Source organism: Listeria cossartiae subsp. cayugensis (assembly GCF_014229095.1).
GTDB lineage: Bacteria > Bacillota > Bacilli > Lactobacillales > Listeriaceae > Listeria > Listeria cayugensis.
Map to the genome: position 1 here is coordinate 263525 of NZ_JAARZC010000001.1, position 26240 is coordinate 289764.

The 26240-nt window shown below is 37.7% G+C and carries 22 protein-coding genes and 1 CRISPR repeat array; of the genes, 18 read left to right on the forward strand and 4 right to left on the reverse strand.

The features are described from left to right. Positions 1 to 211: 211 nt before the first annotated feature. The 7 genes from cas6 (at position 212) to cas2 (ending at position 7077) form a co-directional block, all read left to right on the forward strand. Positions 212 to 934, forward strand: a complete 723-nt coding sequence (gene cas6, locus HCB49_RS01300; protein WP_185604488.1) for a CRISPR-associated endoribonuclease Cas6 — start codon at positions 212 to 214, stop codon at positions 932 to 934. 15 nt (positions 935 to 949) lie between these two features. Beyond that, entirely contained in the window at positions 950 to 2638 is a 1689-nt protein-coding gene (gene cas8a1, locus HCB49_RS01305) for a type I-B CRISPR-associated protein Cas8b1/Cst1 (RefSeq protein WP_185603876.1), read from the forward strand. Continuing rightward, positions 2628 to 3497: a type I-B CRISPR-associated protein Cas7/Cst2/DevR gene (gene cas7i / locus HCB49_RS01310; protein ID WP_185603877.1), complete on the forward strand. Its 870-nt coding sequence runs from the start codon at positions 2628 to 2630 to the stop codon at positions 3495 to 3497. The genes cas8a1 and cas7i overlap by 11 nt, the downstream gene beginning before the upstream one ends. Then, a complete protein-coding gene (cas5b, locus tag HCB49_RS01315) occupies positions 3475 to 4257 on the forward strand; it encodes a type I-B CRISPR-associated protein Cas5b (protein WP_185603878.1) in 783 nt (260 codons plus the stop codon). The genes cas7i and cas5b overlap by 23 nt, the downstream gene beginning before the upstream one ends. Before the next feature lie 69 nt (positions 4258 to 4326). Further along, positions 4327 to 6516: a CRISPR-associated helicase Cas3' gene (cas3, locus tag HCB49_RS01320; RefSeq protein WP_185603879.1), complete on the forward strand. Its 2190-nt coding sequence runs from the start codon at positions 4327 to 4329 to the stop codon at positions 6514 to 6516. Further along, complete coding sequence (gene cas1 / locus HCB49_RS01325) at positions 6513 to 6794, forward strand: CRISPR-associated endonuclease Cas1 (RefSeq protein ID WP_312026191.1); 282 nt, start codon at positions 6513 to 6515, stop codon at positions 6792 to 6794. Before cas3 ends, cas1 begins: the two co-directional genes overlap by 4 nt. A gap of 4 nt (positions 6795 to 6798) precedes the next feature. Beyond that, complete coding sequence (gene cas2, locus HCB49_RS01330; RefSeq protein WP_003721310.1) at positions 6799 to 7077, forward strand: CRISPR-associated endonuclease Cas2; 279 nt, start codon at positions 6799 to 6801, stop codon at positions 7075 to 7077. Positions 7078 to 7274: 197 nt separating this feature from the next. Further along, a CRISPR array of direct repeats spans positions 7275 to 8926; the repeat unit is 29 nt; unit sequence GTTTTAACTACTTATTATGAAATGTAAAT. A 135-nt stretch (positions 8927 to 9061) separates the two neighbouring features. Here cas2 and HCB49_RS01335 read toward each other — a convergent pair. Beyond that, positions 9062 to 9430, reverse strand: coding sequence for a DUF1304 domain-containing protein (locus HCB49_RS01335; RefSeq protein ID WP_185603880.1), 369 nt, complete (start codon positions 9428 to 9430; stop codon positions 9062 to 9064). A 146-nt stretch (positions 9431 to 9576) separates the two neighbouring features. Here HCB49_RS01335 and HCB49_RS01340 point away from each other — a divergent pair, with 146 nt between their 5' ends. Both HCB49_RS01340 and HCB49_RS01345 read left to right on the forward strand, forming a co-directional pair. Continuing rightward, complete coding sequence (locus HCB49_RS01340) at positions 9577 to 10992, forward strand: DHA2 family efflux MFS transporter permease subunit (protein WP_185603881.1); 1416 nt, start codon at positions 9577 to 9579, stop codon at positions 10990 to 10992. 131 nt (positions 10993 to 11123) lie between these two features. Next, positions 11124 to 12128: an ROK family transcriptional regulator gene (locus HCB49_RS01345; protein WP_185604489.1), complete on the forward strand. Its 1005-nt coding sequence runs from the start codon at positions 11124 to 11126 to the stop codon at positions 12126 to 12128. Positions 12129 to 12158: 30 nt separating this feature from the next. Here the strand turns inward: HCB49_RS01345 and HCB49_RS01350 are convergent, their stop codons facing one another. Beyond that, positions 12159 to 13475 (reverse strand): 6-phospho-beta-glucosidase, encoded by a 1317-nt coding sequence (locus tag HCB49_RS01350; protein WP_026749764.1) that lies wholly within the window; start codon positions 13473 to 13475, stop codon positions 12159 to 12161. A 202-nt stretch (positions 13476 to 13677) separates the two neighbouring features. Between HCB49_RS01350 and HCB49_RS01355 the strand changes: the two genes are divergently transcribed. Both HCB49_RS01355 and HCB49_RS01360 read left to right on the forward strand, forming a co-directional pair. After that, a complete protein-coding gene (locus HCB49_RS01355) occupies positions 13678 to 14430 on the forward strand; it encodes a MurR/RpiR family transcriptional regulator (protein WP_070294723.1) in 753 nt (250 codons plus the stop codon). A 106-nt stretch (positions 14431 to 14536) separates the two neighbouring features. Then, positions 14537 to 14980 carry a DUF2798 domain-containing protein gene (locus HCB49_RS01360; RefSeq protein WP_120138280.1) on the forward strand — a complete coding sequence of 148 codons (444 nt, stop codon included), beginning with the start codon at positions 14537 to 14539 and terminating at the stop codon, positions 14978 to 14980. A gap of 45 nt (positions 14981 to 15025) precedes the next feature. Here HCB49_RS01360 and HCB49_RS01365 read toward each other — a convergent pair whose 3' ends face one another. Both HCB49_RS01365 and HCB49_RS01370 read right to left on the reverse strand, forming a co-directional pair. Beyond that, on the reverse strand, positions 15026 to 16687 hold the full coding sequence (locus HCB49_RS01365) for a SulP family inorganic anion transporter (protein WP_185603882.1): 1662 nt from the start codon (positions 16685 to 16687) through the stop codon (positions 15026 to 15028). Between the two features lie 172 nt (positions 16688 to 16859). Further along, positions 16860 to 17600, reverse strand: coding sequence for a MerR family transcriptional regulator (locus HCB49_RS01370; RefSeq protein ID WP_185603883.1), 741 nt, complete (start codon positions 17598 to 17600; stop codon positions 16860 to 16862). A gap of 238 nt (positions 17601 to 17838) precedes the next feature. Here HCB49_RS01370 and wsfD point away from each other — a divergent pair, with 238 nt between their 5' ends. From wsfD to HCB49_RS01405, 7 genes are all read left to right on the forward strand, one after another. Then, positions 17839 to 19314, forward strand: coding sequence for a glycan biosynthesis hexose transferase WsfD (gene wsfD / locus HCB49_RS01375; RefSeq protein ID WP_185603884.1), 1476 nt, complete (start codon positions 17839 to 17841; stop codon positions 19312 to 19314). Beyond that, complete coding sequence (locus HCB49_RS01380) at positions 19307 to 20803, forward strand: DUF2334 domain-containing protein (protein ID WP_185603885.1); 1497 nt, start codon at positions 19307 to 19309, stop codon at positions 20801 to 20803. Before wsfD ends, HCB49_RS01380 begins: the two co-directional genes overlap by 8 nt. Before the next feature lie 10 nt (positions 20804 to 20813). Next, positions 20814 to 22064: a glycosyltransferase family 2 protein gene (locus HCB49_RS01385; protein ID WP_185480668.1), complete on the forward strand. Its 1251-nt coding sequence runs from the start codon at positions 20814 to 20816 to the stop codon at positions 22062 to 22064. A gap of 15 nt (positions 22065 to 22079) precedes the next feature. Continuing rightward, entirely contained in the window at positions 22080 to 24125 is a 2046-nt protein-coding gene (locus tag HCB49_RS01390; protein ID WP_185603886.1) for a cellulose biosynthesis cyclic di-GMP-binding regulatory protein BcsB, read from the forward strand. Positions 24126 to 24138: 13 nt separating this feature from the next. Further along, the gene (locus tag HCB49_RS01395) at positions 24139 to 24993 is read left to right on the forward strand and encodes a diguanylate cyclase domain-containing protein (RefSeq protein ID WP_185480666.1); all 855 of its coding nucleotides are present in this window, start codon (positions 24139 to 24141) and stop codon (positions 24991 to 24993) included. Between the two features lie 59 nt (positions 24994 to 25052). Beyond that, positions 25053 to 25883, forward strand: coding sequence for a class I SAM-dependent methyltransferase (locus HCB49_RS01400; RefSeq protein WP_185604490.1), 831 nt, complete (start codon positions 25053 to 25055; stop codon positions 25881 to 25883). Positions 25884 to 25960: 77 nt separating this feature from the next. Beyond that, positions 25961 to 26230 (forward strand): ACT domain-containing protein, encoded by a 270-nt coding sequence (locus HCB49_RS01405; protein WP_008946962.1) that lies wholly within the window; start codon positions 25961 to 25963, stop codon positions 26228 to 26230. The last annotated feature ends 10 nt before the right edge of the window (positions 26231 to 26240 follow it).

Below are 26240 nucleotides of genomic sequence, written 5' to 3' on the forward strand. Positions count from 1 at the left end.
TTTTATCATGGATGGAAAGCGGTTACAAGTCTAATTTTAGGAAAAATAGTAAAATGTGAAAATTTTATTTTGAGAGTAAAAGTGAAAAAAATAAAGAAAGTTATTGTTAAATGTTTGGAAAAACACAAACTATCGAAAAGTCTTTATTTGCAATTGATTTGGACGTTTTTTTATGTTAGATTTAACTCATAGAAATGGAGGTGGAGACACAATGAGATTAAAGATAAATTGTGATTTTGATTCTAAAATAATTCCAAAAGATTTTCAAAGTAAAGTTGTTAGTTTATTCAAAGCGGGGATAACGAAATCGAGTCCAGAGAGATATGAGGATTTGTTTGGTGGGAATAAACATAAACAATATACGTTTTCCGTATACCTGCCCAAACCTCGAAATAAAGGGGTAGAAATTCAGCTCGATGAAGCGAATTGTATTATTAACTTTTCAACAGGAGATGCGGAAACAGGAATCATTTTTTATAACGCATTGATAAGTTTGAAAGGTAGCAAAGTTTTATTTGGAGCTGGGAATCATATTACGATAAAAAACATCCAAATAGTTCCGGAGAAAAAAGTTATCGGCAATCGAACAGTTTTGAGAACGCTTTCGCCAATTGCCAGTCGAGCTCATGATAGGGAAACTTTCAAGAATTGGTTTTATAGTTTTGAGGATGAGGAATTTGAGCCAACTTTGAAAAGAAACATGTTGCCGTATTTATTGGATGCATTTGGTGAGCAAGCTCGCTATGATTTGGAGAAATTGAAAATAACGCCAATTTCGATGAAGAAAGTAGTTGTTTATTGCCACGAGATACATATTGAAAGCTCGGTCGGGATTTTTGAATTGGAGGCTGAGGGTTATTTGCAGAAGTATTTGGTGGAGAATGGGCTTGGAACGATGACAGGATCGGGATTTGGAATGATCGAGCAGCTTTAGACTGGAGGTGGAAGGATGCAGACAGAAATAGAAGTATGGGCAGATGATTGGCTGATAAACGCGGGTTTAGTAGGTTTTCTAAATATTGTTGGAAAAGAAAATGTAAGAATTGAAGGACAAGCGATTTATTTTACAGCAGATTTGTTAGAGGATTTTGAAACTAAGTATTTTAATTTCTTCATTAAAGAGTATAAAGAAACGTTATCTTGGTCTAAAATCGTTTCCTATAAAGATACAATGGAACGATTTAGAGCGGAGGATTTTGCTTCTTTTGATGAAGAAGCCTTGGATAATTTAAATAAATATGTGAAAGATGTAGTGAAGTTTTACTTGAAGAAAGCTAATTACATCAAGGTATTTTCGTTAATTGATTCCAAAGCTGATGTAAATAAATGGCTAGAAAATTTAAATACGATTAATCTGACTAAAAAACAAAAATGGGAAGATGTGAAGGCGGAGATAATTGAAAAAGTGAAGCAAAATTATACTCAATTAGATGCTATTATTGATTTTTGTGCGAGTGACAAAGGTCTCCGATATCTAGCTGCAAAGAATCTGATTTATTCTGTTATTAATAAAGGGTGGTCAGGAATATCTTTCCTTTTGAAACAAACAAAAATTATGGATCCTTATTTAGATTACAAAACTAGCTTTGTTGATCCAATAATAGAATATTTAGATACAGATTTGTCTAAAGCAAAATATAATTGTTTCAGCTGTAATCAACCAATTAAGAATTTGAAATTAGATCTTAGTTTTATGAATGAAGTTGGATTTGATACTGCAAGAAAAACTGCGCACGTATGGGATTTTAACAATGATGTAGCGACTTGTCCGGTTTGTCGATTGATTTATTCATGTGTTCCTGCTGGATTTACGTATGTTTACGGAGAAGGAATGTTTATCAATGATTCTTATGGTGTAGATGAGTTACATCGTGTCAATGAACGCATGCGGAACTCTATCTTGCATTTTAACAAAGATGGAATTAATTCAACGAATACTTATCGAGCACTTGTGGAGTCTATTACGATGGAGCATGAAAATAATCGACGCTATGAACTTGCAGACATTCAGTTAGTTAGATACGAAAATGAGCATTATCGTTTCAATATACTTTCTAAAAAAATGTTGGATATTGTGAATGATTCAAAGGGAATATTGAAAAGTTTAATTCGTTGTGGTTATAAAGAGGGTAATTTGAATATTAATTTGTATAAAGAGGTTATCCAACATTTAATGAACAATGAAAACTTATTTACACTTATTCATAAATTAATCTATTATAAGCAAACTAATGTGAATGGTTTGTATTACAATATGGGACATGTTTCAGGGATATTAGATATAAATACAAAATTTTTGAAGGAGATTGAAGTGATGACAAATATTTCTCAAAAACAATTATGGTTCGTTCAAAATTGTGGTGCAGAATTTAAAGAAGGTTACGTTACCAAAAAGTCAGAAAATAAAATTTCGGGAATAACGTACAAATTATTAAATTCTTTAAAAGTAAATGATAAAGATGGATTTATGGATACTTTATTGAATAGTTATTCCTATTTAGCTAAGCCAATTCCAAATGTATTCATGAATGTATTTACGAATGATGAAGCTTTTAAATCAGTAGGCTATGCATTTATGCTCGGTGTGGGTGGAGAGAAAACAAAAAAAGAAGACGGGGGAAACACAGATGAAAAATAAAGGACTAGCAATGACAATCATTTTCCAAGCAGAAAGTGCTAACTATGGGGAGTCTCTTGGTAATATTTCTTCACTTAAAAAGATTTCTAGAAATAACGGTGACCAATATACATATATTTCTCGCCAAGCAATTCGCTACAACTTAATGGATCAAATTGGAGAGAAAGAAGCTCCTGTAAAGGCGGAAGGTGGCGGCGATAAGAAAGTCATTCAATTCTTGAGTGAGGCGACTATTATAGATTTCCCAGAACTTGATTTCTTCGGTTACCTTAAAACAGAAAAAGGAAGCGGTGGACAAAAACGTTCTGCAAAAGTCCGTTTATCTAATGCCATTTCGCTTGAAACATTTAAAGGTGATTTGGATTTCCTGACTAATAAAGGGCAAGCTGATAAATTAAATGAAAATATGAATATCGCACAAGCAGAAATCCATAAATCCTATTATCGTTATACAATCACAATTGATTTAGATCAAATTGGTATTGACGGAAATATTGAAATTGATAATAAAGAAAAAGCTCGTCGTGTGAAGAAATTGATGGATACAGTGGCGTTCTTGTACCGTGACATTCGCGGACGTCGGGAAGATTTAAAACCACTTTTTGTTATTGGCGGAGTTTATGACGTGAAAAATCCTGTTTTCCAAAATGTTGTAGATGTAGCAGATAACAATATTGTTATTAAAAATATTAAAGATTTACTTACGTATGAAGATATCAAAGAAAATACGAGAGTGGGTATTATTGACGGGCAATTTGCTAATTCTGATGAAGTGAAAGCCGAGCTAAAAGCAGAATCTGTACCAGTATTCTTCAACGATATTAAAGGAAAGATTGATGCTTATTATGAAAGCAATTAGAGTAAAACTTTGGCAAGACTTGGTGAATTTTAAAAAACCAACTAGTTTTCAATTAAAAGAAACCTATCCTTTGCCGCCTTATTCGACTGTAATTGGGATGGTTCATACGCTTTGTGGTTTTACGAGCTATCATGAAATGAAAATTAGTATTCAAGGCAAGTACTTTTCGAAGGTGAATGATTTAGCGACGAGATATGAATTTAAAAATGGATTGAATTACGATGCCACTCGTCATCAAATCAAAGTGGGTGATTATGGTGTGAGTCGTGGTATATCGACGGTAGAGCTTCTTGTGGATTTAGAACTACTGCTGCACATCATTCCCGAAGATCCATCACTTGTACCAATCATCGAAAAAGCATTTAGAGAGCCTATCGAGTTCCCATCGCTTGGCCGTCGTGAGGATATTGCGACTATTCAAGAGGTGGATGTTGTGGATGTGGAGAAACGACAGCCCTCGAAAAGCACAGAAATATCAGATGGTTACAATGCCTATGTACCAATCTCGCTCACTGAAAATAATTCTATTCATTTCAAATCACATGAAAGCTCGGTTGGTCGCGATAAGCTGCTAGGTACAAGATATTTGCTAACTGAAAAATATGAAAGAGTTAATCACGGAACGGAAAAAGCACCCAAGTTTTTCCGTAAGTGGCGAAAGAAAGATGTTATTTACTCAAGTAGAATTTTCGTCTCTAAGAAAGATGTTTTCTTTTTTGATGAAGATGATTACTTAGTCTTTATTGAAGAAGAGGAGTAATAAATAACGAACAATTACCCCTTGAATGCATAGTGTTCAAGGGGATTTTGTATAAGGAGCGGCCCTGAGATGCAGAAATATTTAGCGAAGTCTAATCCAGAAGAAACAATTCAAGAACATACGGATAATTTATTAAAAAACTATCAAAGGCTAAAAAAACTATACCCAGCTGTGGAAATAGATTGGTATTTACTAGAATTAGTTTGTTTACTACATGATTTAGGGAAAATGAACCTATTATTCCAAAAGAAAGTGGGTAATGATTTTGGTAAAGGCAAAGGCAAAGAAATTCCGCATGGTTATTTGTCTGTTGCATTTGTTCCAGATAGTAAGCTGGAACAAATGGGATACTCGGATGATGAAATAAAAGTAGTTTATCAAGCAATTGCGCGACATCATGAAAGAAAATATGATTTTTCTGATTCAGATTGGAAAAAAGAAATTATTAGATTAGAAGAGCAGTGGACGAATTTTAATTTCAGTCGGCTAGGAGAAAATGCAGAATATAGTAGTGAGGTAGAAATGTTGTATTTCTACCCCGGATCCCGAATTTTCGAAGGTAACTCCGCGGCTGACGCAGAAACATTCAAAAAATATGTTCTACTAAAAGGCTTGCTCAATCGGATTGACTTTGCAGCGAGTGGGGGAATTGATGTAGAGCTAGAAAATGATTTTTTAATGGATTCGATGGAAGTGCAACTAGCCCATTTTAAAGCGGAAAATCCAGAAGCTGATTGGAACGCTTTGCAAAAATATATGATGCGACACCAAAATGATAATATCGTCGTTATTGCTGAAACTGGCATGGGGAAAACTGAGGCTGGGCTGCTTTGGCTTGGGAATAATAAAGGTTTTTTCACGCTGCCACTGCGCACGGCAATCAATGCGATTTATGAGCGAATCACGAAAAATATTGTTACGACTAACCAAGCTGAGCGAGTTGGTTTACTGCATTCAGAAACTTATAGTCAGTATTTGCTGCACGAGGGAAATGCGGAGATGGATATTGATGAATATTATACGCGGACGAGGCAAATGTCTTTACCTGTAACTATTTGTACGCTCGATCAATTGTTTGATTTTGTCTTTCGTTATGCTGGTTTTGAGCATAAATTAGCCACTTTATCTTATTCTAAAGTGATTATTGATGAAATCCAGATGTACTCCTCAGACTTATTAGCTTATTTGATTTTAGGGTTGTCTTATATTGATAAATTTGGCGGGAAGTTCTGTATTATGACAGCGACTTTACCGGGAATAGTGACAGATTTACTTTTAGAAAACGGCGTGAATTTTGTCCAACCAAAAGAAAAATTTGTATCGTCGCGGGTTCGGCATAGCATGGAGATGGTTCATACAGAGATTGAAAGTGAATTTATTAAACCATTTTTTAACAATAATCGAATTTTAGTTATTTGTAATACTATTAGTAAAGCGAAAAAAATCTATTCGGAGTTAAAAGAGCATTTTCAAGGTGAAGAAATTCATCTCATTCACAGTCAATTTATTAAAAAAGATCGTTCGGCTAAAGAGGATGCGATTTTTAAGGATGGGCAAAAAGATAGTACGAAAAAATGTATTTGGGTGGCAACGCAAGTCGTTGAGGCTTCTTTGGATATTGATTTTGATTTACTGTTCACGGAGTTGTCGGATGTGAATGGGCTGTTTCAGCGGATGGGCAGATGCTATCGAAACCGGGCACTGGATGTGGATACGAATGTCTATGTTTTTGATGGTGGGGCGAAAGTTTGCTCAGGGGTTGGAACTTTTATCGATAAGTTGATATTTGAAAATTCTAAGACGATTTTGAATGAGCATGCTGGCATTTTGACAGAAGAGAAGAAAATGGAGCTGGTGGAGCGGGTTTATTCAACAGAGGCTTTGCGTGGGAGTGAATTTTATAACGATTTGATAGAAACAATAAACTATGTGAAAGCTTTTGATAGTTATGAACTGGATAAAGCGGATGTTCGTATGAGATTTAGAAACATTAATTCGGTTTCTGTTATTCCTGAAAAAGTTTGGCAAGATAATGCGGAAGAAATTAATTCATGTTTTGTTGCTCTTCGTAAAACTTCTAAAGAAATATCAACAAAAGAGAAAATGATTGCAAGAACCAATTTAGCTGAATTTATGGTGAGTGTTCCTGACTATCTTTATAAAAAAGGTGAGGGCGTTGTGCGTGAAATAAACCGTTATGAGAGTGTTATTGAGTTTAAATGTGGTTATTCGGATGAGATAGGGATTATTATGCAGTGAGCCCTCTTTTAATTGCTGATCGGATTATTTTTAGTTTGTTAAACAAACATATTATTACCGAAGATGATTTTGAAAAAGATGCTAACTTTTGCTATATGAAAAAAGCAGCTCGGCAAAAGGTATTACAAGCGTATGATTTGCGTATGAAAGAAACAATTAAACATCGGGATTTAGGAAGAAATGTATCTTATCGGCATTTAATTCGCTTAGAATGTTATAAATTAGTAAAGCATTTGATGAGTGATAAAGAATACGAAGCATTTAAAATTTGGTGGTGAAGGTATGTATGTAATTTTAATTTATGATATTTCAATAGAAAACGGTGGGGCAAAAGTCTGGAGAAATGTATTTAAGATTTGTAAAAAGTACTTAACTCATGTTCAAAAATCAGTTTTTGAAGGTGAAATAACTCCAGCGCTTTTAGTTAAGTTAAGGATGGAGTTAGATAAGTATATTCGAGATGATCAAGATTCAGTGATTGTATTTTCTAGTAGGCAACAAAGGTGGCTAGAAAAAGAATTTTGGGGATTAACGGATGAAAAAACTTCTAATTTCTTTTGATGTTCTCGGTCTGTCGACCTTTAGTAGTGCGAAAAATAGTGGGGTTCGACAGATTTAGGGAGATCATTGGGGGAGAATGAGTTTGAAGTTTTTAAGCGGAAATTTGAAGGGATAAGTTATGATTTTTACGCAATTTTTAAGAGGTCGACAAAAATAGTGACCTGAGTTATGATGGGAGTAGGTGTAAAATAGAGCGGGTTTTAACTACTTATTATGAAATGTAAATAAAAGTGTTCCGAACCAGCCAATGCCGACTAATACCAGTTTTAACTACTTATTATGAAATGTAAATTCTTGTTAGCTTCGGATGAATTTTCACCGTATTCTGTTTTAACTACTTATTATGAAATGTAAATCGTGGCGTATGGTGAGAACGTTCAGGGCTTTCCCGTTTTAACTACTTATTATGAAATGTAAATTATGTCATTTTCGAATATTTCACGACTCATCTGAAAGTTTTAACTACTTATTATGAAATGTAAATTCTGGTGCATATGTATTCTTTATTATGCCAGATGAGTTTTAACTACTTATTATGAAATGTAAATACTAAACAAAAAGTAAAAGCCGTAGAAACGTTCTCACGTTTTAACTACTTATTATAAAATGTAAATTCCGTATTTGACTGGATAAGTTCAAATGATGATATAGTTTTAACTACTTATTATGAAATGTAAATTTCTCTATCATATTTGTCTAGGAACTCTTGTATATCGTTTTAACTACTTATTATGAAATGTAAATAATGAAAAACCGGTGGACGTGAATATCTACAAAGACGTTTTAACTACCTATTATGAAATGTAAATAGAGGCTAAAGTTGCAACTTGGATTTTTTTTATGAAGGTTTTAACTACTTATTATGAAATGTAAATTCATAATGTATAATTGGAATTCCGGCACTACCTTCATGTTTTAACTACTTATTATGAAATGTAAATAAAAATGCTGATTTAGCTGATTTGGAGGGTATATTTCCGTTTTAACTACTTATTATGAAATGTAAATTTGTAACTAATTGCGTACACCAGTAGTAATCTTGAGCGTTTTAACTACTTATTATGAAATGTAAATACTTGCATCGCATAAATACGTAGCATTGCGTTTAGTTTTAACTACTTATTATGAAATGTAAATTATCAAAATAACGAAGTCCGTCCAGTAAAATTCTCTGGTTTTAACTACTTATTATGAAATGTAAATTCAAGGGACAGGGATTTATGCGGTTGCTGGGGATGGCGTTTTAACTACTTATTATGAAATGTAAATATGAAATTTCTGTTTGTCTCTAAGCACGCTATTGGTTTTAACTACTTATTATGAAATGTAAATAGATATAATTCCTTGGTTGATTCAAATTTACCATCGTTTTAACTACTTATTATGAAATGTAAATCGACTCATCATTGAGTGCTTTCCGGATTCAATAGAAGTTTTAACTACTTATTATGAAATGTAAATGCTCCCTCAATCGTATATGTTTTTTAATGTGTCTTTGTTTTAACTACTTATTATGAAATGTAAATTCGAATATCCCTCCAGGAATGGTCATTGGTCCGCGTTTTAACTACTTATTATGAAATGTAAATTTTCTTAAATTGAATGTCATCGTTTCTAATCCGCTTTGTTTTAACTACTTATTATGAAATGTAAATCAAAAGGAAGTCGTATCTGAAAATAGTGAGGCTCCGTTTTAACTACTTATTATGAAATGTAAATTTCGGGTAAAAAGTCATTACATGCGATTGTGAAAGTGTTTTAACTACTTATTATGAAATGTAAATGGTGTTAACAATTACCTGACTGGGTTAAAATCAAAAGTTTTAACTACTTATTATGAAATGTAAACTAGGCAGAGGTCCCGATTTTGAAATGAATGATTTCCGTTTTAACTACTTATCATGAAACCATAAACTTCCTCTCAACATCCAAACTCCAAAAATAAAAAGACCTGGACCCCAACCCAAGTCTTTTCCCATACCACCTAAACCAACAAAACCACAACCAACGCCAAAACCGCCGGCAAACCCTGCTTCACCAAAATCCCTTTCGAAGAAGTCAGCCCGCCAAACAGCGCCGCCACAACTACACAACTCAAAAAGAAAATCTGCACAGTTTCAGCAAACCCTGCTCCCGCAAAAAACAATCCCCACACAAGCCCTGCCGCAAGAAACCCATTATAAAGCCCTTGATTCGCAAACAGCGTCTGTACTTTCTTATTCGCAAGGAGTTCCTTCTCCACACCAAATGTCTTGGCTGCGAGTTTGGTGTTGGCGAAAAACATTTCTAAAATCATTATATAAATATGCTCGATCATTACGATGAAGGTTAAAATAAATGCTAAAATGGCCATGAAAAATCCCTCTTTTCTACTTCGAAGTATAGCATAGCTTGTAAATTTTTCGTAAAAATAGAGCTTGAAACGTTGACTTATTGGCGAAATCTCCGTAATATCAAACGTAGACTACTTAATTTTTAGTCTGAAAAGGGGGAAATTATATGCAACAAGAAGCAACAGGTGGGCAGAAGATTCGGCCGATACCGATTATTGCCTCATTTTTGATGGCGGGGTTCATTGGGCTATTCAGTGAAACTGCTCTTAACATGGCGCTTAGTGATTTGATTCAGGTGTTTGATATTAGTTCAGCGACAGTGCAGTGGCTTACGACAGGTTATTTGCTAACGCTTGGAATATTAGTACCGATTTCGGGATTACTTTTACAATGGTTTACGACACGAGGATTATTTTTCACAGCGGTAAGTTTTTCGATTGCTGGTACGCTGATTGCGGCGCTTTCGCCAACGTTTGCGATGTTAATGATTGGACGTGTAGTGCAAGCAGTAGGTACGGCGCTATTACTACCATTAATGTTTAACACGATTTTACTGATTTTTCCAGAGCATAAACGCGGCTCGGCAATGGGGATGATTGGGCTGGTAATTATGTTTGCTCCAGCAGTTGGTCCGACAATCTCAGGGCTTATTTTAGAAAACTTGACTTGGAACTGGATTTTCTGGATTTCCTTGCCATTCCTTATTATTGCGTTATTATTCGGAATGAAATTTATGCAAAATGTTTCGGTTGTTACAAAGCCGAAAATTGATATTTTATCGATTATTCTTTCGACGCTAGGTTTTGGTGGAGTTGTATTTGCCTTTAGTAGTGCGGGTGAAAGTGGTTGGGGAAGCGCAACGGTATTAGTTTCAATTATCGTTGGTGGACTTGCGCTTGGACTCTTTGTTTGGCGCCAACTAACAATGGAAAAACCTTTGATGGACTTGAAAGTATTTAAATACCCGATGTTCACATTAGGGCTTATTTTAGTATTTATCAGCTTTATGATGATTCTTTCGACGATGATTTTACTACCGCTATACTTACAAAATAGTTTAGCGCTCGCAGCATTTTCGGCGGGATTAGTATTACTTCCGGGTGGGGTGCTGAATGGTTTAATGTCACCATTTACTGGGCGTTTATTCGATGCTTATGGCCCACGCGCACTCGTTATTCCAGGGTTTATCGTAGCTGTTATTGCGCTATTTTTCTTAACAAGAATAGAAGTTGGAACATCTGCGCTAACTATCATCGTGCTGCATTCAGTATTGATGATTGGGATTTCGATGGTTATGATGCCGGCGCAAACGAACGGATTAAACCAATTACCACCAAAATTATATCCTGATGGCACGGCGATTATGAACACGTTGCAACAAGTTTCCGGCGCGATTGGAACGGCTGTTGCGATTACGATCATGTCTGCTGGGCAAAAAGCTTACATGGAAACGGCGCAAGGAATGGGACCTGAACAAATGGTTGCTTCCCTGACGGCCGGAATCCAAAATGCCTTTGTTTTCGGGCTAATTATGGCGTGTATTGGGCTTGTGTGCTCGTTATTTATTCGTAAAGCTAAATAATAAAGCGAAGAGAACTTCTCGTAATGAGGGGTTCTTTTTTTGTTTTGACAAATGGGTTCAGAGTGGTTAAACTGATAGTGAATATAGTTTATAAAGTTTGTTTATTAACTTTGCGAATGGAGCGATTGATGATGGCGATTCCTCGTGATTTAAAAGAATTGAATAAGAAAAATATCAAGTCGATTTTACGGCAACAAGGTGCGATGACGAAAGCGAAAATTGCCGAAGTGACTGGGCTTAGTGTAGTTACAGTGAACAAGCTGATTCGAGATTTAGTGGAAAATGAAGAGATTTTAGAACAAGATAATTCGGTTGCGACTGGCGGAAGAAGAGCGGTTTCGTATGAAATTAATCCTAATTTTCAGCAGGTGTTGGTTATTAGTTTGCAAGAAAAGTGGAAGAAGATTACTTATTCTTTTTCGGTGTATAATTTGCTGGGCGAGCCGGAGTTTGTGGAGGATATGTCCGGGGAGGATTTGGACATTACTGCGCTGAAACGGAATACGAAAGATCTTGTTTGCGCTTTTCCGAAGATTTCTTGCGTTGTGATTGGGGTACCGGGGATTGAGATTGGTGGCAAGCTGCGCGCGATGGACTTTCCGCTACTTTTAAATGTGCAATTGCGGGAGACGTTGGAGGCGGAAGTGAATTTGCCGGTGTTGGTTGAAACGGATACGAATGCGGCGATTTTGGGGTATAAGAATCGGCCGGTTGAAGAGGAGAATATTGTGGGGCTTTATTATCCAGAGCGTTTTCCACCGGGTGCAGGACTTCTGATGAACGGGGAGATCTTGAAAGGGCAGAATGGGCTGGCTGGGGAGATTAAGCATATGCCGCTGCAGGTGGACTGGGATAATTTTGACTTTTCGGTGGATGAAATTAAAGCGCATATTCGTAAAATGGTGCTCCTCACGATGAGTTTTTATGATCCGGAAACGATTGTTTTGTATACGAATTTTTATTTTGGGCAGAAGGATTTTATGGAAGAATTGACGGCGGAGTTGAAGCGGGTTTATCCGTATGCGGTTTTGCCGGAGATTGTGTTGTCGCGTAAGTTTACGACGGATTATCGGATTGGACTTTTGGCGTTTGGGATTGATTATTTGGAGAATAATATGACGGATTGGCGGATATAAAAAAGAGCCCTTTGACAGGCTCTTTTTTACTTATTTAAAGAAATTCGGTAAATACTCTTTATGAGCTTCTAACATTTCGTCAAGAATCTCACGAGCTACAGATTCGCTTGGAGTTAGTGGGTTGATTGTCATTGCGAAAAGGGCTTTGTCGTAATCGCCTGTAACTGCTGCTTCGGCTGTTAGGCGCTCGAAAGTTTTGATTTCTTGGATGATGCCGTTGATAGCGATTGGAAGGCGTCCACTTGCTAGTGGAATTGGGCCTTGGCGAGTGATGACACAGTTTGTTTCTACTGCGGAATCAGGGTCGATATCAAGGATGGCACCGTTGTTACGAGTATTAACGATTTGAATATCGCGTTTGTCGTTGTAGATAGAGTTAATTAGGTTACATGCTGCTTCACTGTAGTAAGCGCCGCCGCGTTGTTCTAATTGTTTTGGTTTTTCTGCAAGTTCTTCTTGTTTGTAAAGCTCGAATAATTCAGCTTCTACTTTTTTAACAACTTCTGCACGAGTACCATGTTCTGCGTATGCGCGAGCTTGGTCTTCCAGTTGTTGTTTTGTTTGCCAGTAGTAGCGTAAGTAGTCGATTGGAATCATGTTTAATGTACGTAAGAATGTTTTGTCCCAGCCAGTTGCGTTGATGTTTTTAAGGCTTGAGCCAGCTTCATCTTCTGTCATTTTGAAAACAACGTCTTTTGTTACGTCTTTGCCATTGTGGTAAACAGTTTTTGCGAATACCATGTGGTTTAGACCAACAAATTCTACATAAATTTCAGAAACGTCTACGCCAAGAGTTTCAGCGATGTTGCGTTCGATGCCGATAGGGCCGTTACATAAGCCGACCACTTTCTTTTGGTTACTGTAACGAAGAACTGCTTCTGTTACCATTCCTGCTGGGTTAGCAAAGTTGATTAACCAAGCATCTGGGCAAAGGCGTTCCATGTCTTTACAAATATCTAAAATTACTGGGATTGTGCGAAGTCCTTTGAACATGCCGCCTGGTCCGTTTGTTTCTTGGCCAACTACGCCGTATGAATTCGGGATACGTTCATCTTTCACACGTGCATCTAGTAAACCTACACGTAATTGTGTTGTTACGAAATCGGCGTCTTTTAAAGCTTCTTCGCGGTCTAGTGTTAAATGGATTTCCATGTTAACGCCAGCTTTTTTCACCATACGTTTTGCTAAATTACCAACGATTTCTAATTTTTCACGGCCAGCTTCTACGTCGACTAACCATAGTTCACGAACTGGTAATTCGTCTTGACGTTTAATAAATCCTTCGATTAGTTCAGGTGTATAACTTGATCCGCCACCAATAGTTGCGATTTTAATACCTTTAGTCATTTATTTATACCTCCAAGGATATTTTTTTGAAAAGGCTTACTTATTTGGTATCACCTTTTCTTCTCACAGTTATAGTATAGGAATTTTATGGAGAAATAGCTAGTATTTGGTTAGGTTTAGGTAAGGATTTTCTAAATAGGAACTTGTCACATTTGAGTAACGAAGTGTTACATGGTAAAATAAAGCGAAAAGAGGTGCGAAAATGCTTTTTTTGGATAAAAATTTGGAATTAAATGATACGGAATTAGATATTTATAATTATATTGTGGCGAATTTAGATAAAGTTGTGTATATGCGGATTCGTGATTTGGCGACGGAAGTGCATGTGAGTACGACAACAATTCTGCGTTTTTGCCGGAAATTTGGTTGTAATGGTTTTTCGGAGTTTCGCGTGAAGTTGCAGCTTTATTTGGAAGAGCAGAAATTGGCGCAAATTGATATGGCGGATGAAACGACGTATATTGATTTTCTGAAACGCACGGCACAACCGGAGTTTAAAGCGCAAATTCAAAATGCAGTCGAAATTCTCCGTGACCGCGAACTCGTGTTATTTGCAGGAGTTGGTTCCTCGGGTGTAATTGCTGAATATGGCGCGATTTATTTTTCGTCTTTATTCACGCTGGCGCTACATATTGAAGATCCACTCAACCACCCGTTTTACCATTTATCGAGCAAATTATCGGATAAAATCTGTATGATTGCGATTTCGGTGGAAGGGGAGAATGAGGATATTATTCGCTATATTCATCAGTTGAAGGCGCAAAATTGTAAAGTGATCTCGATTACGAATAGTGCGAAATCAACTATTGCGAGGCTTTCTGATGCGAACATTGCTTATTATATTAATAAGGAAATGTACCAGGAAGCGAATATTACGTCCCAATTGCCGGCGCTATATACGATTGAAAATATTGCCCGGGAAATAAGAACCCAAATTGATAAAGAGAAGCTGTAAAAAGCTAAGTTTTGCTTGGATTTCCGAGCAAAACTTTTTTTGTAACAAAATTGTCACTTACGAAGAATTTTTTAATTTGCTACGATAGTTCTTTGGAGGTGAAATTATGTACAGTAATATGAAAGAGAAGGTCGTTTTTACACTTATTATGTGTTCTTTGATGATTTTATGCATGAGCTCTTATAATATCTTTCTTGAAAATGGTATTGGTACAGATTCTTTATTGATTGTTTTAAAAGCATTTGTCCCGTTTCTTTTTATTGGATTTTTATTAGACTTTTTTGTTGTCGGAAAAATTGTGTATCGTCTGCACGCCCTTTTGGTTAGTGAAGATGCTTCGAAATTTAAAAAGATCATTATGATGCAATTATTAATGGTTACATTTATGTGTGTGCTTATGTCAACGCTTAGCCTGATTGTAAACCAAGGCGAATGGAGTCATTTAGGCGTTCTTATTTTACGCAATTATTTTGTGGCTTTATTTTTGCAAATCTTTATCGTTTCACCGTTTGTGCGGTTAATTAGTCCGCGGATTTTTGCGCTTTTGTAAAAAGGAAAAACGCTTAGTCGAGTTTAGGCCCGGCTAAGCGTTTTATTATTTATGTTTGGCATTATAAGCATCGAGTGCGTCTTCCACGGTTTTCTTCGTGTAGCCGTCATCGATAATATAACCAAGATCATGTTTTCTAAAGCTTGTTTTCAAATGGTCGATGAGGTCAGCGAAGTAATATTCAATGCCTTTATCGTCGAGCCATTTTAGCAAGTCTTTCATTGATTCTGTAGAGGTTGTGTCGATATTAATAATCGCGCTAGCTTCGAAAATGACTAATTTAGTATCCTCTTGGACAGCTTCTTTTAAGCCATCTGCGAATTTATTAAAGTTCCCGAAGAAGAGCGATGCGCTATAACGATAAATAACGACATTTGGAATTGGTTTTGCTTCTGGTTTACGTTTTAAGTCGAAATAACCGTGGCGGCCTTCGATTACTCCAAGGATGGCAATTGGTGATTTCATCGAACGACTTACTACATTAATGAATGATAGGAAAATTCCAAGTAGTACCCCGAAAATTACTCCAACTAAAAGTGTTCCAAGTGCAGCGACGATCCAAACAGTTGCCTCACGACGAGAAACGCGGAACAATCCTTTTAATACATCCACATCAATAATCCCAACTAACGCTGCGAACACGATACCGGAAAGAACTGGTTGTGGCATATAGTAAAGTAATCCACTTAGGAAGGCAACAATCAGCGCGATAATGACCGCGGCGACAATCGAAACCATTTGTGTTTTACCACGGAATTGTTCGTTAGCGGCAGTTCTTGATACGCTGGCACTGGCAGGAGAACATCCAGAAAAGGCAGCCACAAAATTGGAAATACCGTAAGCAAATAGTTCGCGGTTGTCATCGATTGTATACTTGTTACGCATCGCAAAACTTTCACTTGGTAAAAGCGAACCGGCGAATGTAGCGATGGCACAGACAAACCCACCACCGATAGCAAGCGCCCATGAACTAGCGCCAAAATCTGGAAGCGCTAATGACGGGAATCCTACAGGGATTTTACCAACGATATCAACATTATATTGATCTAATTTGAAGAAATAAGCTGCCATCGTCCCGAGGATTAAAACGACGAGCGACATCGGGATTTTTGGAATGGCTTTTTTGCACGTAATTACGATAATAATGGTTACAATACCCATAGCAAATGAAATCCAATTGGACTGGAAAAACTGGCCGAAAATAATGCCTAGACTAGAGAAGAAGCTATCTCCGCTTTCTTTTAGGCCCATTATCTTAGGGATTTGACCCATAATAATGGAAACACTAAGTCCAGAAATGAATCCACTAAGAACTGGGGCAGATATGTATTTTGCAAACCGTCCTAATTTTAATACGGAGAAAAGAACTAAAAACACGGCACAAAAGAATGCAAGAATTGGGGCGAGCGTAATGGCTTCTTTAGATCCAGCTGTAAGTCCGGCTGTTCCTAAAATTATCGACCCTGCGATTGCGCTTGCCGTTGCATCAATCCCGAAAACAAGTTGCGGCGAACTGGCGAAAATAACATAGGCAAGTACCGGTAAAAATGACGCATATAAGCCATAAATAGGCGGTAGCCCGGCTACTTGTGCATAGCCCATTGCAACGGGAATTGTCAGTGCAGCAACACCAACTCCGGAAATGACATCATTTCGTAAATAGGATATTTTATACCCATTTAGTGAAAGTAAGATGTGTTTAAACATAAGTTCCTCCCTTGAAATGTATTTGTATTTCTTATTCTATAGTAGTGCTATTTATTAATGAAATCTTATACTATTTACCCCGTTATTCGTTACGCCAATCCTCTTTTATGTGGATTTTTTCAACTTTTCCAATGAAAAACCACGATTCCTTGATAGGAAATCGTGGCTTTTTTTAATTGTTTTTTGCATAGATGTGCATGGCTTCTTTTAAAAAGGCGGATAGCCCTTCGCCGAATTGGTCGATATTTTTAGTGAATCGTTCATCGGCAACGTACATTTCTCCAAGGTTTGCGAAGGCTTCTAAGGAATAAATATTGCCATGAGTATCATTTAAGTAATGGAAAAAATGAGCCACGGCTTGTTGGGCTTCGTCGGATTCGGGTTTGGAATTTCGAACAGCAGCTAAGTGGCGAAATTCAGCGTCAAAGCTTTCTTTTAAAGATTGTTGTTCTTTTTCAGTCATATTGGCAACTTTTTTATTGGCTTTTTCTACTACTTTATCGCCCCAAAGTTTTTTTGCTTCTTCTTCATATGGATTAGAGGAAAAATCAAAACCAGTGAATTTTTCTTTGTTTGTCATTGTTATTTCTCCTTTTTCGTTCTTGATGGTCTGATCTAGTGTTGCTAGCATGGCTTCGATTCGACCTTTTTTCTCTAGCAGTAAGTGGCGTTGTAAGGCTAATGCGGCCTCTTTATCGAAATGGGGATCATCAAGAATTTGTTTTATTTTTTTCAAAGGAAAATCGAGTTCTTTAAAGAAAAGAATTTGTTGTAATTTGTCGACGTCTTTTTCTGAATAGATACGATAGCCGTTCCAGTCGTCTTTTTGGGGGACGAGTAGGCCGATTGTATCGTAGTGGTGGAGCGTGCGCACACTTACACCAGTGAGTTCAGCTAATTCTTTTGTTTGCATGAATGATTCCTCCTTCTGTTTTCACTATAAAGTATGACGTGGCGTGAGAGTCAAGCATGATTTTGTGTTTATTATAACTCTTTTGGTGGAAAAGTGTTGAAAGAAAATAAGTTGTAGCCGACAACTTTTAACAAAATGAATAAAAGCATGGAAAAAATGGGAACATTCTCGTATAATGAAATATAAATGTGTCGAATTTGTGACATTGGTATATCGAGAATATGAAGGGGATAGCATCATGAGGGGAAAAATTAAATCCATTAGTGTGTGGCTATGGCAACATCTAACACCGCAAATATTTGCGGTTATTTGTGTTTTTATTATCACGATTATAGCGTTGTTTGTGCCGCCATATATTGGTATGGCTGACAATGGAGACTTTTTCCGGATATTCTCGAGTAATGGGTTATTTGTAAATAATACGAATTATGATGCGCTACAATTTGGGCATTTTGTGAAAGAGTTTGGAATTTATCAGTATTTTAATGAAAATCAAGTGGCAATTTACTCGTCACAAAGTATTTTTATCCAAATAGCGCTTCTTTTAAATAAGCTTTTTTGGTCAACGACGATTTTTGATGTACGTTTTTTAGGTGGTTTACAATTAGCACTTCTTTTGCCGGCGATTTATTTGTTGGTGGCGGGTTTAACGGCGAAAATGAAAGGCTGGCCGGGGTATGTCGTTGCGGCGCTTACGGTATTTATTTTTGCGGATACGGCTTATACGGCATATTTTAACTCGTTTTTCAGTGAAGGACTTATTTTGATTATGATGCTGTATATTTCGGCGGGATTTTTACTTTTATATCAGCACAAATATAATGATTATGCGATGCTAGGCTTGATTTTTGTGGCGTCTCTTATTTTAATTACGGCTAAACAGCAGAATGCGCCGATTGCGGTTGTTATTGCGGTTTGCGGGATACTTGTGTTTTTTATTCGAAAAAATCGAGCGTTCCGGATTTCGGCTGCGGCGACTTTTTTGGTGATTTTCATGAGCGGGGTAGTGATGTACGCTTTTATTCCCGGGGAGTTTGTGACGATAAATCAGTATCAAACTATGACTCGTGGGGTATTGCTTGATTCGGAAAATCCAGAGAAATCGCTGGAGGAAATGGGGATGAACTCAGAATTTGCCTTACTTAAAGGAACGAATTTTTATCAAAAATATAAAATGATTGATTTGGATTCACCGTTGATGGAAAAGGAATTTTATCCTAATTATAATTTTGTCACGGTTTTAAGTTATTATTTGGAAAATCCGAAACAATTCGGGAAAATGCTCGATTTGTCGGCGCAAAATAGTTTTTCGATTCGTCCGTTTGAGATGGGCAATTTTGAAAAGGCGACGGGGTATAAATTTAAAGAGAAAACGCATTTTTTCTCGGCTTATAGTGATATAAAAGAAAAATTGGCTCCGGCGAAATTTACGTTTTTAATTTTATGGGCGCTAGTTTTTCTGATTTGTTATGGGGTGAGTGCGTTTAAACATTTCCGAGAGAAGAATATTCGTGGGACGCTGCTGTTTGATTTGATTGTTTTGCTGATTGGTTCTGGGTTTGCGGTGATTTTGGTGACGATTGTTGGTGACGGGGAAGCGGATTTGACGAAGCATAATTTCCTATTTAATGTTTGTTTTGATTTAACGATATTGATTGGTGCGGCTTCACTGCTCGAAGTTTATTTGAAGAAACGAGGTGAGCGGAATGCGTAAAAAAATCATGATTAGTCTTCTGCTTGCGCTCGTGATTTTAATGGTAAGTGAACGTCCTGTTGCGGCAAACTCGGATAGTGATGTGGTCGTTTTTTATGATAGTTTGGCGAAAGGAACGGATAATGAAGGGAATATCGACTCACTGCTTCGTATGCTAAATAGTTTGGGCAAACGGGTGACGATTTATTCTTGGGAAGAAAATCCGGATTTGAGCCAAGCGAGTGAAGTGATTGTGTTGCAAAATAAAAAAGATGGCTTAACAGATGAATGGGCGGGTAAATTAGCTAAAAGTAAGGCGAAAATCGCATATATTGGCGCAAACCCACCAACCTTTTTAGCGGATAAATTACAGTTGAAAACCAAGGCGGTTACAGATACTTCAGTTACTTTTCAAACGGAAGCAGGCCTGACTGGGAAACCGCAACTCATCAATGAAACCAATCTCATTACTTCTTTTAAAGGAGAAGGATTTGGCGAAATGGATGCGGCGGAAAATGGTAAAGCGGCGTACGGTGTTCGAGCGGGAAACTATGCTTATGCGCCAATTTTCCAAGCGGACAATACGAGCGAATTTGCTTTAATGGATTTACTAAAATCCGTGTTCGACATTAAAACGACATCCAACCAATATGCGCTTATCACAGATGTGAACCCGTTTGTCGACTTTGATTTACTCAAAAAAACGGCCGATAATTTTTATGCAAAAGGGATTCCATTTATTGTGAGTGCCGGGCCCGTTTTTTATAATCAAGATTTCCAAGCGGCGAAAAATTATGCGGAGATTTTGCGCTACGTTCAAGCGAAAAATGGCACTATTATGATGGATGTTCCAGTCGTTACGTATGGAGACAGTCCGCCGGGAGAATTGGAGAGCATCGTGCAGAAATCCGTGCATTTCTTCGCGGAAAATGATGTGGCGCCGGTTGGGGTTACAGCGGAATTATACTGGAATTTTGATAAAGTGTATGGCGTGGAAGGGTTTGCGCCGTTTAATACGGGGATTTTATTGCCGAATCAAAAAATTATTCATACGACGAAAAAGAATAATGGTAGCGCATTTGAAAAGTCGCCGTATAGTGTGGCGAGTGATTTTTACGAAACGATGACGGGTAAGAAAAATTTCCCGGTCGACATCGCGGTCACTTACTCGTTTTTCAAGAATGAAAAGGAACTTAATGCAGCCGTGGATGAGCTTGCAAACGACAATATTAGTGATTTTAGATTTCAAGATCATGGGGTGAAAACGAGCAAAGACACGATTGAATCAAGCGGAGGCTCACTCTATATCAATAATCAATCCGTGACGCTTGATGGCGATTTGAAATATATTAAAACCCATGCGAAAACGGTGAAACAAGCGGGTAGTTTAGAAGGATTTTTCGGCTATCAAAATACCTTTTTCACGATAGTTATTGTACTTTCGCTTGGTATTATTGGGGTTTTATTTATTTTTGGATATCGGCTTTACATGAAAAAATATATGAAATGAGGTGAAATAAATGGTTGTTGCAGATTATTTAGCATTATTCGCGGTGATATGTATTTGGGGACTGTTATTGATTAATATCGTGTTAATCGTAGCGGGGTACGTTTATTATTTGAAAAACGAAGCGCGCAAAGTCCCAGAAATACCAGCGGAAGTGCCATTTGTTTCCGTCATGGTGCCGGCCCATAATGAAGGAAAAGTAATTGTGAAAACGGTAGAGTCGCTGCTGGCGTTTGATTATCCGGTCGATCGCTATGAAATTATTGTAATTAATGATAACTCGTCGGATAATAGTGCGGAACTTTTAGCGGCGATTCAAGCGAAAAATCCGACACGCTTGTTGAAAATTATTAATACCGATAATATCACGGGCGGAAAAGGAAAATCGAATGCGCTTAATATCGGTTTTGCGGAAAGTCGCGGTGAACTGGTGGCGATTTATGATGCGGATAATACACCTGAACGGCAGGCACTAAGAATTCTTGTTGGCGAGATTACCAATGATGCGAAACTTGGCGCGGTTATTGGTAAATTCAGGACGCGAAATCGAAACGCCAGCTGGCTCACACGCTTCATTAATATCGAAACGCTAAGCTTTCAGTGGATGGCTCAGGCCGGCAGATGGGCGCTGTTCAAACTATGCACGATTCCGGGTACCAATTTTATCGTGAGAAGATCGCTCTTGGAAGAAATCGGTGGCTGGGACGTGAAAGCTGTCGCCGAAGATACCGAAATCAGTTTCCGGATTTATATGATGGGTTACCGGATTAAATTTCAAGCGAAGGCAGTCACTTGGGAGCAAGAACCACAAACTTTGCCAGTCTGGTTCAAACAACGCTCCAGATGGGCAAAGGGCAATATCTACGTGATTTTGAAAAACGTTCCGCTACTTTTCAAACGAGAAGGTAGACGCGTTCGCTTTGATATTTTGTACTTTTTATCGATTTACTTTTTATTATTAACTTCCTTGATTGTTAGTGATGTTTTACTTGTGTTATATGCGCTCGGACTTGTACATACAACGCTTGCTGGACTTAGTGGGGCGCTTTGGTTACTTGCCATTTTACTTTTTATCGCAGGTACTTTTATTACGCTCACGACGGAAAAAGGGGAAATTAGTTTTTCAAATTTATTATTTATTATGTTGATGTATGTGACCTACTGCCAGCTTTGGATGGTGGTCGCCGCATATGGATTCTTTATTTTCTTAAAAGATACTGTACTAAAAAGGGAAACCAAATGGTATAAAACCGAGCGTTTCTAAAAAGGAGAGTGCCTAATGAAAAAATTAGCTGTAATCGGGCTGCTTGTTTTCGCCGTACTATTTCTGTATAGGCCAGACGTTTTCGCAGCAGATAAAAATTATCAAACAGTTTTTGGAACAGATAAAACCGCCCAAGGAAAATTCACAACAACCAAACAAAACTTCACGGTGGAAAATTACTGGGACGTGTCGAGCGCAAATGTGAAGCTTGTTTACACAATTACCCAGCTGAGTGAAAAAGAAATTTCGACGATGACGCTGAAAATAAACGATGTCGCGTTTTATTCGTTTAAACCAGATAAAACGGACAAAGGAACACGACAAATTGAAATTGAAATTCCGAAAGATAAGCTGAAAAAAGGGGTTAACGTTCTATCCATCGAAAGTTTTGTCTATACTGATTTGCCAGATGGTCGTTGTACGATTGACGATACACCGGCAAACTGGTTGCAATTCGATAAAACGAGTGCGGTAAACGTATCGTATTCCGATAAAGCTTTTCAAAACACAATTGCGGACTTTGGCGAGCGATTCACTGGAATTGATACGGTGAAAAGTGGACAAGGCGTAGTAGCTGTTTCGAACAAAGCAGGCGACGCGGAACTTGGCGCAGCACTTGAAGGACTTTCTGGCTTTTCTGCGGCGAACACGTTAGAAGATAAAAATATCGCTTTTGGTCAATACGAAGAAGCTGGAACGCGCGATGGCAAAAATTATGTCACTCTTTTTTCAAGCTACGACAATTTACCAAATGACCTGAAATCCCAAATACAAGACGATAAAAAACTAGAAAAACAAGCGTTGTTCCATGTAGTGACAGTGGGAAATACGAACACTCTAGTGATTACGTCCAAATCAAACGATGCACTTAAAAAAGCCGGCAAACTAATCGCCAACCAAAATTACTTGAGCCAGCTGGGTACAAACACCAAATGGCTAACAACGGATGAAAAAATCGATACTCCAGCAAATAATGTCGATAAAAACACCAAACTAACAACAACTGGCGACAAACTAAAAGGAATTGGCCACATCACCCAAGATTACTTTATCAGCATGCCGGCTAACCGAAGTGCCTCTACAGGAACCGAAGTATCACTTGATTTCAGATATGCGCAAAACTTGGATTTTGAGCATTCGTTAGTAACGATTTTAGTGAACGGTAAACCAATCGGCAGCCAAAAACTTTCTGCTAAAAAAGCGAATGACGATAAAGTAACCTTTCAAATTCCAAGTGATTTAAATGTAAAAGGTGATTTTTCAGTTACCGTGGCTTTCGATTTAGTCCTAACGAATAATTATTGTGGTTTTATTGCAGATTCCGAAATTCCGTGGGCATATATCACACCAGAATCTGTAATTAACTTGAACACAAGCGAAGAAACCGATTTACTTTTTGAACAATATCCATATCCATTCATTGCTGACGGTGATTTTAACAATGCAGTAGTTGTTGTTCCGGATGAGCTTACAACCGAAGATACCGATTCATTAGCAAACATTTTCAATCTACTAGGACGCTTCCATGACGGAAATAGAGGCGATTTAACTGCGATGCACGCTGCAAACTGGAAAAAGCCGAAAGAAGGCTCGAATATTATTGCAGTTGGCACGATGAACAACAATCCTGTCATTAAAAACGCCAATGACGACCTATATTTCCAGTACAATAAATCGGGCAGCTATTTCCTTTCCAATGAAAAAATCTCAATCGAAAAAAATTACGGCAAACAACTTGGCAGCGTACAATTAATCACATCAGATGGTATGCCGATTCTCGCAGTTACCGGCCCGGGCGCGAAACAAACCGAGCTCGGTTCTGATTTAATCGCAACAAAAGCCAACTTAGCAGAAATTTACGGAGATGGCGCCATTGTTGATACTGACAACACGATTCACTCCTACCGATTCAAAAAAGCATCCGACACAAAAGAAGAAAGTTTTGGGACGAAAATTAGTAATAACAAAGAAGTAACCGTGTTTGGAGCATTCGCGCTTCTGACGGTTGTTATCCTGATTGTCGCTGTCCTACTAATCTTGCGTAAATATCGCCGGAAGTGAGGGAGAAATAAAAATGAAAAAAATGACGAATAACTTATTTGCAGATATTGGCTTTTTATTTTTCATCTTGCTTTGTTTCATTACGATTGGCTTTATGATTAATACGCCGGATGAATATTTGCGAAACATTATCTTGCTAAATATTACTTTTTTACTTGTGGTAATCACTTATTTTACGAATTTAACACTAGGGCTAATTTTAAATGTCCTCTATATTTTCATTTACGCGACTTACATTATTTATGAAATTGTGGCGAATCAAATTGCGTATGGCATTGGCAGCTATTATTGGCTGATTATCACGCCACTTTTCACCGTAGCGAGTGCGATGTTTACAAGAAATACGTCGCGGCTACAAGAAGAAAATACGAAAATTAAACAGCAAAATTTATATTTAGGAACGATTGATCAAGAAACGCTACTAAAAAATATCGTTTCTTTCCAAAATGACGAGCGGATTTTTTCTAGTATTTCGCGCCGTTATGATTTGCCGTTGTCACTCATGGTTATTAAAGTACGGCACTGGCGCGAGCTGAAACGGTTCCAAAGCGAAGAAGAAATGCGTCTGGCGTTACAAGATATTTCGGCGATTTTAGAATCCTGTATTCGGACGAGTGATGTGCTTTACTTGCTAGATAAGGATGATGCGACTTGGGGGCTTTTGCTTCTAACAGACGAACCGGGCGGGAAATTAGTTGCCGACCGAATTAAAAGCCGCATTGCCGAAGCCAACACCGAAGATTTCGCAGCGAAGTACCGAGTGAAACTAGAACTACGGATTGGAACAAGCCAATTTGATAGCGAAAAAGTGAAGACACCGCTTGATTTTATCGATTTAGCGACAAAAGAATTAGAATATGACGTGTAAAAATCAGAGTTACCTTCTATAATTAGAGGGTAACTTTACTTTTTGATTGGGGGAGCATGATGAACTTAGAAGAAATAGTCGATTGTATGTTATTAAACGAAAATGACAAAGAAATTCAGCGTACGCAAACGGAGCATCGCATTAAACTGGTCGATTTTTGGCAAGTCGAAAAGGGGGACCGGGTGCTGGAAGTTGGCTGTGGACAAGGCGATACGACCGCAGTACTTGCGAATGCAGTTGGGCAAGATGGTTTTGTTCAAGGAATTGATATTGCTCCTCAAACTTACGGTGCTCCATTTACGATTGGCGATGCGACCGACCATTTGAAGAAATCCAAGCTCGGTGCGCAAATTGATTTTAAATTAGGGACGGATATTTTAAAGGGCGATATCACTTTTCCAGAAAAAGCGTTCGATGTGGCGGTTTTATCGCATGCTTCATGGTATTTCAGCTCCAAGAAAGAGTTAATCCAAATGCTCGTATTACTAAGCAAGTGGGCGAAACGGGTTTGCTATGCGGAATGGGATACGAGAATTACCGATGTGAAACAAACATCACACATGCTAGCCGTGCTAACCCAATCTTCCTATGAAGCATTCAAACAAGAAACCCAGTCCAACATTCGAACGTTCATCACACCAATAGATATGCAAGAAATTATCCAATCTCAAAACTGGAAAATGGGCGCAGAAACAAGTATCTTCTCAGAAAAAATGCAAGATAGCCGTTGGGAAATTGGTTATGTAAAAGATTTTATCACAAAAGAATTAGAAGCCGATTTAGGTTTGTCAGAAAAATTCAAAGCATTTTTACTTAGCCAAAGTAAATTAATTACGCTCGAAAATAGCTTGCCAATGTCGTCATACTGCACTTCTTGGCAGGAAGAGTGATTTTGCTTTCTTTTTCACAAGATTTAGATTTTTTATGCTATAATGGAACGTATTAACGAACTAAAGGAGTGTTGGATGTGAGAGCTGTACTTACTGTAATTGGAAAAGATAATGTGGGTATTATCGCGGGTGTTAGTAACAAACTAGCAGAATTGAACATCAATATTGTGGACGTATCTCAAACGATTATGGATGGATATTTTACGATGATGATGATGTGCGATATTAGCCAAATCACGAAAGAATTTGATGAAGTAAAAGCAGAATTAGCCGGTAAAGGCGAGGACCTCCAAGTAAAAATACATATTCAGCGGGAAGAAATTTTCAACGCAATGCACAAACTTTAGGATGGAGGCG